At 65.0% G+C, this 13452-nt stretch carries 13 protein-coding genes; 3 read left to right on the forward strand and 10 right to left on the reverse strand.

The genetic code is table 11. The features are described 5' to 3' along the window. Positions 1 to 89: 89 nt before the first annotated feature. Positions 90 to 1259 (reverse strand): phosphoserine transaminase, encoded by a 1170-nt coding sequence (locus tag HBA54_RS17910; protein WP_167227122.1) that lies wholly within the window; start codon positions 1257 to 1259, stop codon positions 90 to 92. 332 nt (positions 1260 to 1591) lie between these two features. Between HBA54_RS17910 and HBA54_RS17915 the strand changes: the two genes are divergently transcribed. Next, positions 1592 to 2545 carry a hypothetical protein gene (locus HBA54_RS17915; RefSeq protein WP_167227124.1) on the forward strand — a complete coding sequence of 318 codons (954 nt, stop codon included), beginning with the start codon at positions 1592 to 1594 and terminating at the stop codon, positions 2543 to 2545. On the opposite strand, the gene HBA54_RS17920 is transcribed toward HBA54_RS17915, so the two are convergent. Genes HBA54_RS17920 through HBA54_RS17940 form a run of 5 tightly spaced genes read right to left on the reverse strand, consistent with a single transcriptional unit; the run spans position 2542 to position 5122 of the window. Further along, entirely contained in the window at positions 2542 to 2991 is a 450-nt protein-coding gene (locus HBA54_RS17920) for a MaoC family dehydratase (protein ID WP_167227126.1), read from the reverse strand. The genes HBA54_RS17915 and HBA54_RS17920 overlap by 4 nt on opposite strands. A gap of 47 nt (positions 2992 to 3038) precedes the next feature. Then, positions 3039 to 3536: a GNAT family N-acetyltransferase gene (locus HBA54_RS17925; RefSeq protein WP_167227128.1), complete on the reverse strand. Its 498-nt coding sequence runs from the start codon at positions 3534 to 3536 to the stop codon at positions 3039 to 3041. Then, positions 3533 to 4015, reverse strand: a complete 483-nt coding sequence (locus tag HBA54_RS17930) for a cupin domain-containing protein (RefSeq protein ID WP_167227129.1) — start codon at positions 4013 to 4015, stop codon at positions 3533 to 3535. Before HBA54_RS17930 ends, HBA54_RS17925 begins: the two co-directional genes overlap by 4 nt. A 42-nt stretch (positions 4016 to 4057) precedes the next feature. Next, positions 4058 to 4840, reverse strand: a complete 783-nt coding sequence (locus tag HBA54_RS17935; RefSeq protein ID WP_167227131.1) for a PhzF family phenazine biosynthesis protein — start codon at positions 4838 to 4840, stop codon at positions 4058 to 4060. 33 nt (positions 4841 to 4873) lie between these two features. After that, positions 4874 to 5122 carry a DUF1127 domain-containing protein gene (locus HBA54_RS17940; RefSeq protein WP_167227133.1) on the reverse strand — a complete coding sequence of 83 codons (249 nt, stop codon included), beginning with the start codon at positions 5120 to 5122 and terminating at the stop codon, positions 4874 to 4876. A 94-nt stretch (positions 5123 to 5216) separates the two neighbouring features. On the opposite strand from HBA54_RS17940, the gene HBA54_RS17945 reads away from it, so the two are divergent. Then, positions 5217 to 6605: an aminotransferase-like domain-containing protein gene (locus tag HBA54_RS17945; RefSeq protein ID WP_167227135.1), complete on the forward strand. Its 1389-nt coding sequence runs from the start codon at positions 5217 to 5219 to the stop codon at positions 6603 to 6605. Between the two features lie 198 nt (positions 6606 to 6803). After that, on the forward strand, positions 6804 to 7325 hold the full coding sequence (locus tag HBA54_RS17950; RefSeq protein WP_167227137.1) for a hypothetical protein: 522 nt from the start codon (positions 6804 to 6806) through the stop codon (positions 7323 to 7325). Positions 7326 to 7356: 31 nt separating this feature from the next. Here HBA54_RS17950 and glmM read toward each other — a convergent pair whose 3' ends face one another. The 4 genes from glmM to tilS form a co-directional block, all read right to left on the reverse strand. After that, entirely contained in the window at positions 7357 to 8715 is a 1359-nt protein-coding gene (glmM, locus tag HBA54_RS17955) for a phosphoglucosamine mutase (RefSeq protein ID WP_167227139.1), read from the reverse strand. Positions 8716 to 8778: 63 nt separating this feature from the next. Continuing rightward, complete coding sequence (gene folP / locus HBA54_RS17960; RefSeq protein ID WP_167227141.1) at positions 8779 to 9906, reverse strand: dihydropteroate synthase; 1128 nt, start codon at positions 9904 to 9906, stop codon at positions 8779 to 8781. 163 nt (positions 9907 to 10069) lie between these two features. Next, positions 10070 to 12013, reverse strand: a complete 1944-nt coding sequence (gene ftsH, locus HBA54_RS17965) for an ATP-dependent zinc metalloprotease FtsH (RefSeq protein ID WP_167227143.1) — start codon at positions 12011 to 12013, stop codon at positions 10070 to 10072. Positions 12014 to 12104: 91 nt separating this feature from the next. After that, positions 12105 to 13433 (reverse strand): tRNA lysidine(34) synthetase TilS, encoded by a 1329-nt coding sequence (gene tilS, locus HBA54_RS17970; RefSeq protein ID WP_167227145.1) that lies wholly within the window; start codon positions 13431 to 13433, stop codon positions 12105 to 12107. Positions 13434 to 13452 lie beyond the last annotated feature (19 nt).

Raw genomic sequence — 13452 nt, forward strand, 5'->3', positions numbered from 1 at the left:
CTTCGCGGTGCGCCAATTTCACCCAATTCATCGGAAGCTGGGGGGCGCGCCGTTGTTGTCTCACGAAATGGTGCCGGGAAGAACGCGGATCAGGCCGCCGCCTTCTCCGATTTCACAAGGCCGTAAGCCCAATCGAGCCAGGGCAGCAGCGCCTGCATGTCGGACGCCTCGACCGTCGAGCCGCCCCAGAGACGCAGCCCCACCGGCGCGTCGCGATAGCCGCCGATGTCGAAGGCGATGCCCTCTTCCTCCAGCAGGGTCGCGATGCGCTTGGCCGCGGTGGATTGCCCGGCACCGTCCAGCGCCAGGAACCAGGGGTCGACGATCTTCAGGCAGATCGAGGTGGAGGAGCGGGTTTCCGCCCGCCCCGCCAGGAAATCCGCCCAAGACGACTGGGCGACCCAAGCCTCCACCGCCTGCAGGTTGGCTTGGGAGCGCGCGATCAGGGCCGGCAGGCCGCCGATCTCCTCGGCCCAGCGCAGACCGTCCAGCGCGTCTTCCACCGCCAGCATGGAGGGGGTGTTGATGGTCTCGCCCTTGAAGATGCCCTCGATCAGCTTGCCGCCCTTGGTCAGGCGGAAGATCTTCGGCAAGGCGCGATCCGGCGTGAAGGACTCCAGCCGCTCGACAGCGCACGGCGAGAGCGCCAGCATGCCGTGGGCCGCCTCGCCGCCCAGCACTTTCTGCCAGGACCAGGTGATGACGTCGAGCTTGCCGGCCGGCAGCTCCATCGCGAAGGCCGCCGAGGTGGCGTCGCAGATCGTCAGCCCCTCGCGGTCGGCGGCGATCCAGTCGCCGTCGGGCAGTTTCACGCCGGAGGTGGTGCCGTTCCAGGGGAAGACCACATCGCGGTCGGCGCCGATCTGGCCGAGGTCCGGCAATTCGCCATAGTCGGCTTCCAGCACTCGCAGGTCATCCAGCTTCAACTGCTTCTGGGCATCCGTCGCCCAGCCCTTGCCGAAGCTTTCCCAGGCCAGCACGTCGACGCCGCGCGGGCCGAGCAGCGACCACATGGCCATCTCCACCGCCCCGGTGTCGGAGGCCGGGACAATGCCCAGGCGATAGTCCGCCGGCAGGCCGAGCAGCGCCTTGGAACGCTCGATCACCTCGGCCAGCTTGGCCTTACCGATTTTCGCCCGATGAGATCGACCCAACGCCGCATCGCCAAGGCCCGAGAGGGACCAGCCGGGCCGCTTCGCGCAGGGACCCGAGGAAAAGTTGGGATTACCAGGCCGTGTGGCCGGGCGGGCGGCGTTCATAGCACTGCTCCTAGGTTTGATCTGTCAGTCGCTCATGCGGAAGATCCGTCCGGTCCCCGCTTCAGAGGCAAAAGCGCCCCGAACTCACTTTTGACCTGGAATTCCGGGACGCGCGCGGCGGGATACTAGCACTATGCTGCACCGCGTCAATTACCCATCCGCCGCTTTCCGGCGCCAAAGCGTCGCAGTTAGAAAACTTGACCGGAGAGACAGGAATCCAACAGCACAGACCCGACAGCCAAGTCATGCTGAAAGCTGAGTGTCGCAATACCTCTCCTGCGCAGGCCAATAACCACGACGCGCCAGGTCATGTAGCGCTAGACTTCGTCGTCATGACAGCGTCCGCCGACCCTTCCGCATCAGGTCTTCAACGGCCCGTTCTCTTCGCCGCCTTCCTGGTCGGGGCGGAGATTCTGCTGATCACCGGGGCGGCCGGGTTCTTCCGGGCGATGAATGCGGATATCCCCGACAACCTGCTGGACGGGCTGCTGCCGGCGCCCGGCGACGCGACACTGCGCGCCGAGGCGCTGCACGCGCGCCTTGCCTGGATCGCCAGTGTGGTCGTCGCTCTCTTCGCCGCTGTCGGCGCCACGCTGCTGGCGGTCACCAAGATCCTGAAGGAGGCCGCGCCGCTGCGCCGCCGGCTGCTCATCGCCCTGGTCGGCCTGGCCTTCGTCACCGCCCTGGTCGCGACCCTCTCGGACGTTTCCCGCGAAGTACTGCAGGTGCCAATTCTTGAGCCGACCCTCGGCCGCTGGACCGTCGGCGGCATCGCGGTGGCGACGACCTTTGCGGAAATCCGCCAGTTGGTGAACGCCCTCTTCTCCGCCGCCACCGTCGCCCTTGTCCTCGCCCTGGCCGCGCGCGCCGGCATCGGGGCAACCTACGAACAGATACAGGGCCGGGCGATATCGCTGCAGGCGCGCCGCGCCGATCTTCATGAATTGCTGCTGGCGGCGGCGGCGGTGCTGGTCTCCATCGTCATCACCATGGCCGCCTGGCTGACCTGGCCGACGGCGGGCCTGGCGGAAGACTCCGCCGCCTTCATCACCATCACCCACCTCGGCCAGGGGATCGGTCTCTACTGGGGGATCGTCTTTTCCCTCTGCCTGGTGCTGGCCTATCTGCCCTGCGTCGCCTACCTGAAACACCTGGCCGCCGGCGAAGCCGGGACGCCCGCGGCGACCGGCGAGAGCGCGGCTGCCCGTCAGGTTAAACTACTGAAAGACGTGGTGGCGCTGCTCAGCCCCTTCCTCTCGGCGCTGGTCCCGGTGTTCCTGATCTAGGATGCTTTCCTTGCAAGGATATGGATAGCGGTGAAGGTCATCACCGGCTGGCCGTCCTGGTTGGTGACGGTGTAGTCCATCAGCAGGGTGCCGCGGTCGGGTTTGGAACGCGAAGGACGCATCTCCTTCACCTTGCCGGCGACCCGCAGCGTGTCGCCCGGCCTGACCGGCCTGAGCCAGCGCAGTTCGTCGAAGCCGGGTGAGCCCATGGAACAGGCATTGATGACGTTGGCCTGATAGAACAGGCGAAACGCCAGGGACAGGGTCTGGAAGCCCGAGGCGATGAGGCCGTTGAACGGCCCCTCGGCGGCAGCTTCTTTATCCAGATGAAAGGGCTGAGGATCGTAGAGCAGCGCGAAGTCGAGGATCTGTGTTTCGCTGAGGGTCGCGCCCTTGCTGTGGAACTGCTGGCCGGTTTCGAAATCGTCGAAGTAAAGCTCCTGCACCGCGGTGCACCTCTCTTGCAATTGGCGTTCTGTCGAAGGGTGTTGGATCAGGCTGTGACCGGGGCGGTCAGATCGCGTTCAAGAAGCCGCACGTCATCCTCCGGGTTCCCGGTCCGCGACGTTTCGGCAAACCCCAGGCTGGCGTAAAGCCGGCGCGCTTCGGCCATGAAGCCGAGGGTCTCCAGCGACATCTGCTTGTAGCCCGCCGCCCGCGCCGCGTGCAGCGCGGTCTCGGCCAGGCGGCGCCCGAGCCTGCGTCCGCGATAGCCTTCACGCACCCAAAGCCGCTTCATCTCGCAAATCTGGGGCGCCAGAGGGCGATAGCCGACACAGCCGGCCGGTTCGCCGTCCACCCAGGCCAGCCAGAGCCCGCCCCCCGGCGGCGCATAGTCCCCCGGCAGGCCGGCCAGTTCCGCTTCGAAATCCTGAAGACAATAGTCGACCTGCAGCCAGCCGGCGTATTCGCGAAAGATCGCGCGCACCAGGTCCATGTCGTCCGGCCCGGCCGGGCCGATCTGAACGCCGGGGAATTGCACGCCGGTCATTCGTAGGGTTCGCCGTTCTTGCGGTGGAAGATTTGATTACCGTCCTTCGCCGCCGGCAGGAACAGATCGATGTCGGGATAGTGCACTTCGTCGGAATCCGACCGGTCGCCGATCTCCAGATAGGCCGCCCAGGCATCACTGCGGTTCACCAGTTGATGGCCGTCCTCGCGCCCGGCCGGAAAGCCCGCCGCCATGCCCGCCGTCAGGTTCTGCTCGCCGGCATCGCTGACAAGCACCAGCGCGCCCTCCAGCACATAGACGAACTCATCCTCGTGGCTATGCCAGTGGCGCTGCGCGGAGGCCGCCCCCGGCGGCAGGCGCACCAGGTTGACGCCGTAGCGGGTGAGGCCCAGGGGATCGCCCAGCGCGCGCTTCTCCCGCGCGCCGCAGGCATCGCGAAAAGGGGCGGGATAGCCGGAGCCCAGGCGCGGCTCAAGGCTCATGGGATCCAGCGCAGGGGCTTTCAGGTCCTTGCTCATAGCGCTCCTTTCGCATGTTGTTTCTGCCAATCCGGCAGCAGTTTACACGCGAATGCGCCCTTCGAGATAGGGGGTCACCCGTCCGGACAGCAACACCCGCTCACCCCGGTCCTCGACCGTCAGTTTGCCGCCTCTTGCGGAAATCTGCCGCGCCTCCATCACCGTTTTGCCCAGCCTTTCGGCCCAGTAGGGCGTCAGCACACAATGCGCCGAGCCGGTGACGGGATCTTCGGGGATACCGGCATGGGGGGCGAAAAAGCGCGACACGAAATCGCAGTCGTCGCCGGGCGCGGTCACGATCAGACCGTCGGCGGGCAGGCGCGACACCCTTTCCAGATGCGGTTCGACGTCACGCACCGCCGTTTCGTCGGCCAGGACGGCCATCATCTTCCCTGCCTTCAGGACCGCTTGCGGCTGCACGCCCAGAGCCTCGAACACGGCGCCTTTGTCGTCAAAAGGCTCAGGCCGGCTGACCGGAAAATCCAAGGTGAAGACCTCGCCGCGGCGGGTGACCAGCAGGGGCCCGCTGGCGGAATCGAAAAGCACTTTCTCGACGCCCGGGTTGATGTGCCTAGCGATCACATAGGCGCTGGCCAGGGTCGCGTGGCCGCAGAGCGACACCTCGATCTTCGGGGTGAACCAGCGCAGATGATAGCCGGTGGCGTTGGCCACGAAGAACGCCGTCTCCGAGAGGTTGTTCTCAAAGGCGATGGCCTGCATGGTTTCGCTCGGCAGCCAAGCGTCCAACGGACAAATCCCCGCCGGATTGCCGCCGAAGGCGACATCTGTGAAGGCATCGACATGATAGAACGCAATCTCGGTCATTGAGGGCTTCCCGTGTTGAGAGTTTCCTGTGTTTCAGGCCCGCCAGAAGGGCTTGCGGATTTCCGGTTCAAGGTCGGCGCGGCTTAAGGCGATATCCCCCAACTGCCGGTCATCCATCCCGGCCAGCCTGCTGCGATCGCTGCTGCGCTCCTGCCAGGTTGCCAGCAAGTCCAGAATGCCCAGCAGCCAGACGCCCGGCAACGCCCCGAAACGACGTCGTATTGGGCTTTCTCTCCTGTCCAGCCTACCAAGGGGGACAGGAGGCTTTGATATTGTATGCATTCAATCCTCCTATCTAGCCTTATTGTGTCCATTATAACCCTCCGAATTGTCTTAGTTGTTGCCGTGTAGGCAGGTCAATTGTATTATTGTCATCATGACAAAATGGACCCCGCAGATCGCTGAGGCCGCCGGGCCGCGCTACATCGCCATCGCCGATGCCCTGGCCGGCGACATAACCGGAGGGCGCCTGAAACCGGGTGACCGCCTGCCGACCCACCGTGATTTGGCCTGGCATCTGGGGGTGACGGTGGGAACGGTCAGCCGCGCCTATGCCGAGGCGGAGCGCCGGGGCCTGACGTCAGGCGAGGTCGGCCGCGGTACTTTCGTGAATGCGCCGGCCAGCAACGAGCACCTGCATCGTTGGAACGACGCCCCGGCGGGCATGATCCCGATGCGCTCCTCCTTTCCCATCCCCTGCCCGGAGGAAAGCGCCATAGCCGAGGTGATGGCGCGCTGTGCGGCGGACCCGCGAGCGATGGAGATGCTGGGATATCAGCCACAGCGCGGCCTGGCCGAACACCGCCAGGCCGGGGCCGAGTGGATTACGCAGAATGGATTTGAGGTCACGGCCGATCAGGTGACCATCACCGCCGGCGCGCATCACGGCATGCTGGTGGTCCTGGCCGCGGTCACCCGGCCTGGCGATCACATCGTCGCCGATTGCCTGACCTATCCGGGTATGCTCAGCCTGGCGCGGCTGCTGGGACTGCGCCTCGACGGCCTGGCGCGCGACCGTGACGGCCCCCTGCCCGATGCTTTCGAAGATGCCTGCCGCGCGCATGACGTAAAGGCGATCTATCTCTGCCCGACACTGCATAATCCGACCAGCGTCACCATCCCCGACGAACGCCGCCGCGCCCTTGCAGCCGTCGCCCAGCGCTACAACGTGGCAATTGTCGAAGATGACGTCTTCGGCTTTCTCGTCGACGACCGGCCGGCCCCGGTCTCCGCCCATGCGCCTGAGCTGGGCCACTACATCGTCGGCATCTCCAAAACCATATCGGCTGGTTTGCGCATCGGTTTCGTGGTCTCCCCCGACGACATCCAGGCCCGGCTGAGCCAGGCCATCAATGCCACCTGCTGGATGGCCTGCCCGTTGACCGCAGAGATCGCCGCCGAACTGATACGCAGTGGTGTGGCTGCAAAGGTTGCCGCGGGACGGCGGCGCGCCGCCGCCGAACGACGCCGCCTGGCCCTGGAAGCCTTCGACGGTTGGGATTTCGAATGCGATCCGGGTGCCAACTTCCTCTGGCTCAACCTGCCCGACCCCTGGCGCTCCAACGAATTCGTCGCTGAGGCGGAGCGCCGCGGAGTACTGGTCACCCCCGGCGATGTGTTTCAGGTGGGACGGCGTGACAGCATCCATGCGGTGCGGGTCTGCTTCGGGCCGCCACGCGATGACGACACGCTGCGCCGCGGCCTGAAAATCCTCGCCGGGCAGTTGCGCGAAGGCCCCTCTTACGCCTTCAGCAGCATGGTCTGAAGCACAGCCGGAAGCCGCCGCACCTTCCTTCTTTCAAATTTGCTTTTCGAGCCTGCTGGGCTTCTTTGGAAAAGCGCACTTGAACCCTTTCGAGACGGCCCACGACGCAGTAAAAGGTCCTTCCTTGCAGGCAGCCGCCAGATGGCGCCCGCAATGAAGAAGAAGCAGGGCTGCACCTGAAAGGTCAAAACCGGATCCATGCTGAAAACCCTCAACCAGCCGGTCGTGCTGCTGATCGGAGCGCTCACCCTTTCCGGCTGCTACAGGTTTGTCGAGCCGCCGCCCATCCAGGGTGAAATGGTCAGGATGGCGGATACCGAATTCGGACAGTTCATCCGCCAACACGTGGAAGATATCCCCGACACCAAGCAGACAAGAGAACTGAGAGCGGACATTCTTTCAAACCCCCGGGTCCATGTTGTTTCTGACGACTTTCTGATTCACCAAAGGCAATCGAAAGAAGACTCAGCCTGGGAACTCGTGATGATGACAAAGGACGATCATCACCTGGTGTTTTGCGATTTTATGGAACACCAGAGCGTCGAGATTCCTGAAGGCGCCCCTGCGCGGGCGGATAAAGGGACCCAAACAGACTCCCTGCTCGCTTCAGGTTCTCCGGAAAATCTGAAACGATTTGTGCTGAGCCTGTCCGCTACGGCACCCGACGCCTGCCTGACACTGCCCTTCGCGGATGCGCCGGAAGCCGAAGCGTCACAGTGATTTTTCGATACTGCTAAAGGTTGGCCGGCGCTCAGTCCGCGCCGTGGGTGCCGGCTTGCTGTTCAATGGTTTCGCAGATATCGCCGACCACTTGACCGACCAACCCCTCATCCTCACCCTCTGCCATGACCCGGATCAGCGGTTCGGTGCCGGACTTGCGGATGACCAGGCGGCCGGCGGTGCCAAGCCGGTCCTCCCCGGCACGGATTGCCGCCTGCACGGCCCCGTCTTCCAAGGGTGCCCCACCGTTGAAGCGGACGTTGCGCAGCAGCTGCGGATAGGGCTGAAAGAGCCGGGTGACTTCAGAGGCCGGGCGCTCGGACTGCACCACCACCGCCAGGATCTGGAGGGCTGCAATCAGGCCGTCGCCGGTGGTCGCAAAGTCGCTGAGAACGATATGGCCGGACTGTTCGCCGCCGACGTTGTAGCCGCCGTCGCGCATGCGCTCGACAACATAGCGGTCACCGACCGGCGTGCGAATGAGATCGAGGCCGAGTGTGGCCAGATAGCGCTCCAGCGCCAGGTTGGACATGACCGTTGCAACGACGGCACCGCCGGCAAGCCGGCCGGACTGCTGCCAGGAGCGCGCGACCAGGGCCATCACCTGATCGCCGTCGACCACATTACCTTTTTCATCGGCCAGGATAGCCCGGTCCGCATCGCCGTCCAGGGCAATGCCGAAATCGGCACCGTGGGTCACCACCGCCTCCTGCATGCGCAGGGGCTCGGTCGCGCCGCAGCGCTGATTGATATTGAATCCGTCGGGGTAGACGCCAACCGGCACCACCTCGGCGCCAAGCTCATAGAGAACCTTGGGGGCCACGCGGTAAGCCGCGCCGTTGGCGCAGTCGACGACAACCTTCATGCCGTCGAGCCGTAGCCCGCGCGGAAAGCTGCTCTTCACGAATTCGATGTAGCGGCCCAGAGCACCGTCCAACCGCTCCGCGCGGCCAAGCTGATGGGCGGGCGCCAGCTCCGCCCCGCCATTGTCGACACGCGCCTCGATCGCCTTTTCCACTTCGTCGGAGAGCTTGAAGCCATCCGGGCCGAAGAGCTTGATACCGTTGTCCTGATAAGGGTTGTGGGAGGCGGAGATCATGACCCCCAGGTCGGCGCGCAACGAACGGGTCAGCATGCCCACCGCCGGCGTCGGCATCGGCCCCAGCAAGACCACGTCCATGCCCACCGAGATGAAGCCAGCGGTCAGCGCCGGCTCCAGCAGATAGCCCGAAAGGCGGGTATCCTTGCCGATCACCACGGTATGTCGATGGTCGCCGCGCAGGAACTCCCGGCCCGCCGCCTTGGCAACGGCCAGGACCGTTTCTGCGGTCACCGGCTCCCGATTGGCGGTGCCGCGAATACCATCGGTTCCAAAAAGCTTACGAGACATTGTGTTTCCTTTTGGCGGGTCAGGCTTTCGCCCGACACGAAACCCAGGCGCCCAAACGCCTTACTATAACAGAGGGCGGGGGCTGCTGTCCGCTGCGAGAAATCCGCTGGGGGCCCGGGTCATGGCCTGCCAGACAGCGACCGCCTGGATGGTTTCCGCCACATCGTGGACCCGAAGGATCTGGACACCGCGCTGCAGGGCAAAGAGGATCGCGGCAAGCGAACCGGGCAGGCGTTCCTTCGGGCCTTCGCCCTGCGACAGCCGGGCAATGAAACTTTTGCGGCTGGCGCCCAGCAGCACCGGGCAGCCAAGCCCCTGGAACACGGCAATCTGCTCAAGAACCTGCAGATTGTGGGTCAGGGTCTTGCCGAAACCGATACCGGGGTCGACGACCAGGCGCTCTGCAGCAATGCCCGCCGCCGCACAGGCGTCCAGCCGCTCCGCCAGATAGTCGTAGATCTCGAGGGCGACGTGGTCGTAGTGCGGATCGCGCTGCATGGTCTGCGGCTGCCCTTGCATATGCATCAGCACCACCGGAACCCCGGCCTCCGCAGCCGCGGCCAGGCTCTCCGGATCGCCGCTCAGGGCGGTGACATCGTTGATGATCCGGGCGCCGGCCTGCACCGCCTCCTGCATGACCGCAGCATGACGGGTATCGACGGAGACGCAGGCGCCGGCGGCGGCCAGGGCCTCGATCACCGGCAGCACGCGGGCCCTCTCATCCTCAAGACTGACCGCATCGGCGCCCGGGCGGGTCGATTCGCCGCCGACATCCAGGATGTCAGCGCCCGCCGCCAGCATTGCCAGCCCGTCACGAACCGCAACGTCGGGATCAAAACGGTCACCACCGTCGGAGAAGGAATCAGGCGTTACGTTGACGATACCCATGATGCGGGGCTGATCGAGATCCATCCCGCCGAGCGGCCCGCGCGGACGCCCGAGCCGCTCCAGAATCTCTGTGGCGAGCGCGCCCTGACCGGCCGCCTGCTGCTCCGCCCAGGACACAACCGCCGCTAGCGGCAGGACAGAGCGCCGGGACTCACCGGCAGCGCGCCAAATCGCCTCGCAATGACTGAACGCCAGCGGACCGCCGGCCAGGGGCTGCAGCGGATCTTCCGAAGCCTCGCACTCGGCCGGGCCGCGCAGGCCGAGCGGGCGAAGGCTAAGCCTTCCTGGTGAAGTGCTTGTCATAGGGATTGCTTATATCCGTGCGGCCACCGGATTGGAAAGGCCAAGCAGTCCAAAGACCATGCAGCCCCCGGCGAAATAATCCTGAGCGAAAATGAAAACAGGGCCTCGCACCCCTTGGTGCAGCAGGCCCTGTTTTCGCACTTCCGTCTGTCTGCTTCAGGCGTTAGCCGCCGGGTTGGGGCTCCGGCTCCATGCCGCCGGGCGTGTCCCCACCCGGGTCCTTGGCCGCCTTGCCGCTGGTGGGCACTGAGGAGCGGCGGCCCGAAGAGCCCTGATCGCTCTGATCGCCCCTGTCGATATTCCCGCCATCGATGATGGTCTGCACTTCATCGCCGCTCAGCGTCTCGTATTCCAGCAGCGCCTTGGTCACCGCGTGCAGGTCGTCCATATGATCGGTCAGCACCTGGCGCGCTTTCGCCTCGGCTTCCTCGATGATGCGGCGGATCTCCTCGTCGATCAGCTTCGCCGTGGCACCGGAGATGGTCTGGCTGCGCGAGACGGAGTGGCCGAGGAAGACTTCCTCCTGATTATCCACATAACGCAGGCGGCCGAGCTTATCGCTCATGCCCCACTCGGTCACCATGCGGCGGGCCATATTGGTGGCCTGCTGGATATCGTTGCTGGCGCCGGTCGAGACGTCTTCCATGCCATAGATCAGCTCTTCAGCCATGCGGCCGCCGAACATCATCGCCAGTTTCGCGACGATCTCCTTGAACTTCAGGCTGTAGCGATCCGATTCAGGCAGGTTCATGGTGACACCCAGCGCCCGGCCACGCGGGATGATCGTCACCTTGTGCAGCGGGTCGTTGCCCGGCACGAACATGCCGACAAGGGCGTGACCGGCCTCGTGATAGGCGGTCATCTCCTTTTCCTCTTCGCTCATGACCATGGAGCGGCGCTCCGCCCCCATCATGACCTTGTCCTTGGCGTTCTCGAAGTCCACCATGGTGACCACGCGCTTGTTGGCGCGGGCGGCCAGCAAAGCGGCCTCGTTCACCAGGTTGGCCAGATCGGCGCCGGAGAAGCCCGGCGTGCCGCGTGCAATGACCTTGGCTTCCACGTCCGGGCCCAGCGGCACTTTGCGCATGTGAACCTTGAGGATCTTTTCACGGCCCAGGATGTCCGGGTTCGGCACCACCACCTGGCGGTCGAAGCGACCGGGCCGCAGCAGCGCCGGATCCAGAACGTCCGGCCGGTTGGTGGCGGCGATCAGAATGACGCCTTCATTGGCCTCGAAACCATCCATCTCGACCAGCAACTGGTTCAGGGTCTGCTCGCGCTCGTCGTTGCCGCCGCCCAGGCCGGCACCGCGATGGCGGCCGACAGCGTCGATTTCGTCAACGAAGATGATGCAGGGCGCATTCTTTTTGCCCTGTTCGAACATGTCGCGCACGCGGCTGGCGCCGACGCCGACGAACATCTCGACGAAGTCGGAACCGGAGATGGTGAAGAAGGGCACGTTGGCCTCGCCAGCGATGGCGCGAGCCAAAAGCGTCTTACCGGTACCCGGCGGGCCGATCAGCAGGCAGCCCTTGGGGATCTTGCCACCCAGGCGCTGGAACTTCTGCGGGTCACGCAGGAATTCCACAACCTCTTCCAGTTCCTGCTTGGCCTCATCGATGCCGGCCACGTCGTCGAAGGTGATGCGGCCGACCTTCTCGGTCAGCAGGCGGGCCTTGCTCTTGCCGAAGCCCATGGCCTTGCCGCCGCCGCCCTGCATCTGGCGCATGAAGAAAATCCACACACCGATCAGCAGCAGCATCGGGAACCAGTTCAGCAGCAGCATGAAGAGCGTGTTGTTGCTCTCCACCGGCTTCACATCGAAGGTAACGCCACCGGCCTTCAGGGTGCCGACCAAGCCGTCCAGATCGTCGGTCGCGCGCGTCACGAAGGTGCCGCCGCCGTTCGAGCTGGTATAGACACCGGAGATGTCGCTGCCCTGGATGGTCACACTGCTGACCTGTCCACTCTCCACATAGCCCAGAAACTCAGAATAAGGGATCTCCGTCTGCGGGCGTCCGCTCATCGAGGTCTGGAAGAAATTGAACAAGAGGAACAACAGTAGAACAATGATGATCCACAGTGCCGCATTCCGACTGAGATTCACGATCAACTTCCCTGTTAGACGCTAGGGGCACACAAAAAGCCCCGGCATCGCGATTGACTGCCTGATTTCTAAAGATAATGCCCGCGGCGCTCTAAACAACCGTAAATGCGGCGCCGGTTAACCCATTTGTGGGTGCAAAACGACATAAGTTCAACCTCTTGGCCGCCGATTCGTCGCGAAAATAGCCCAGGGGTGGAACCGCTGCCAGCCCTTCCCGGTCGCTCAGCGCCGGCAGAGCCGCCCTGGCAGCCGCCGGAATCCGGCCGGCAAGCCGCCTCGCGGCATCAGAAAGCCCGGCCGCCAGCTGACGCCAACCGGCCGTCCCCAGGGCCCCGACAGCAAGGGGATCGCAGTCTTTTTGCCGCTGACGGCCCAGGACAAGCTCGAAGCGGCCGTCCCAAAGCAGCTTTATCCCCGGCTCCAGCGGTGCCGGCGCGGAGCGGCCGGCCTCGCGGACGATAAGCCACTGCGATCCGCGCGCCAGAATACGGCAGCCCCCGAGCGTCGCCCCCTTGCCGAGGCCGCTGCGCAGCCGGCTGTGGAGCCGCTCGAGACGGTCGAGGCGCGGCGTATAGTCGCTGCCCCCCACGGCCATCAGGCAGCGGGCCAGGGCACGCAGCGAAACCTCCTTGGCGCAGTCCGCCAGCATCGCCGGGTGGACTTCCAGGAAACCGGCCGGATCGGGCCGCGCCGCCCGGGCCAGGACGGCCGCGACGTCGACTTCCAGGGCTGCCCGCGCCCGCGCCAGATGCTGCGTGGCGGAACCAAGACGGTCGGCGGACATGCCCTCGCGCGCCAGCTCGGGCAGCAGACGGCGCATACGCACCCGCGCAAAAACCTCGTTTGTATTGCTGGGATCTTCGATCCAGCCAAGCTCGTGGGTCCGAAGGCTTTCAACAAGCTGTTCCTTGGGCACTGTCAGCAGGGGGCGCAGCAGACGCAGGTTCGCGTTTTCCACCACCGGCGCCATGGCCGCAAGCCCGTCGAGGCCGCTGCCGCGCCCAAGGCGCAGCAGAAAGGTCTCCGCCTGATCTTCCAGGTGATGGGCGAGTGCCAGATGAAAAATTCCGCGCGCCTCACAAGCCCGGCTGAGCAGTGCGTAGCGGGCGTCACGCGCCGCCGCCTGGCGCGAGGCTGTGGGCTTCACCCCGTCCCAGCGCAAAACCTTCTGTGCGATGCCGAGCCGGCGCATCAGGGCGGCGACCTTCGCGGCTTCGGCGGCGGAGCCTTGGCGCAGACCGTGATCGACGGTCAGCGCCAACAGTTTCCCGTCTCGTGCGGCCAGCCAGTCCTGCAGCAAAAGCGTCAGCGCCAGGCTGTCCGCCCCGCCGGAAAGGGCGACGGCGATCCGCGGGCTTGGTTCAAACGGCCCCAGGCTGTCCATCAGGACGGCAAACTGACCGGCTGTGATTGCGGTCATGACAGGCCTCTCATCAGAC

The organism is Pelagibius litoralis, from assembly GCF_011683915.1.
Lineage (GTDB): Bacteria > Pseudomonadota > Alphaproteobacteria > Kiloniellales > Kiloniellaceae > Pelagibius > Pelagibius litoralis.

Coding starts and splice junctions, on each gene's coding strand:
- HBA54_RS17925 (WP_167227128.1), bottom strand. CDS start 3,536: ATGACCGGCGTGCAATTCCCCGGCGTTCAGATCGGCCCGGCCGGGCCG.
- HBA54_RS17910 (WP_167227122.1), bottom strand. CDS start 1,259: ATGAACGCCGCCCGCCCGGCCACACGGCCTGGTAATCCCAACTTTTCC.
- HBA54_RS17945 (WP_167227135.1), top strand. CDS start 5,217: ATGACAAAATGGACCCCGCAGATCGCTGAGGCCGCCGGGCCGCGCTAC.
- HBA54_RS17950 (WP_167227137.1), top strand. CDS start 6,804: ATGCTGAAAACCCTCAACCAGCCGGTCGTGCTGCTGATCGGAGCGCTC.
- folP (WP_167227141.1), bottom strand. CDS start 9,906: ATGACAAGCACTTCACCAGGAAGGCTTAGCCTTCGCCCGCTCGGCCTG.
- glmM (WP_167227139.1), bottom strand. CDS start 8,715: ATGTCTCGTAAGCTTTTTGGAACCGATGGTATTCGCGGCACCGCCAAT.
- HBA54_RS17915 (WP_167227124.1), top strand. CDS start 1,592: ATGACAGCGTCCGCCGACCCTTCCGCATCAGGTCTTCAACGGCCCGTT.
- HBA54_RS17940 (WP_167227133.1), bottom strand. CDS start 5,122: ATGCATACAATATCAAAGCCTCCTGTCCCCCTTGGTAGGCTGGACAGG.
- HBA54_RS17935 (WP_167227131.1), bottom strand. CDS start 4,840: ATGACCGAGATTGCGTTCTATCATGTCGATGCCTTCACAGATGTCGCC.
- tilS (WP_167227145.1), bottom strand. CDS start 13,433: ATGACCGCAATCACAGCCGGTCAGTTTGCCGTCCTGATGGACAGCCTG.
- HBA54_RS17930 (WP_167227129.1), bottom strand. CDS start 4,015: ATGAGCAAGGACCTGAAAGCCCCTGCGCTGGATCCCATGAGCCTTGAG.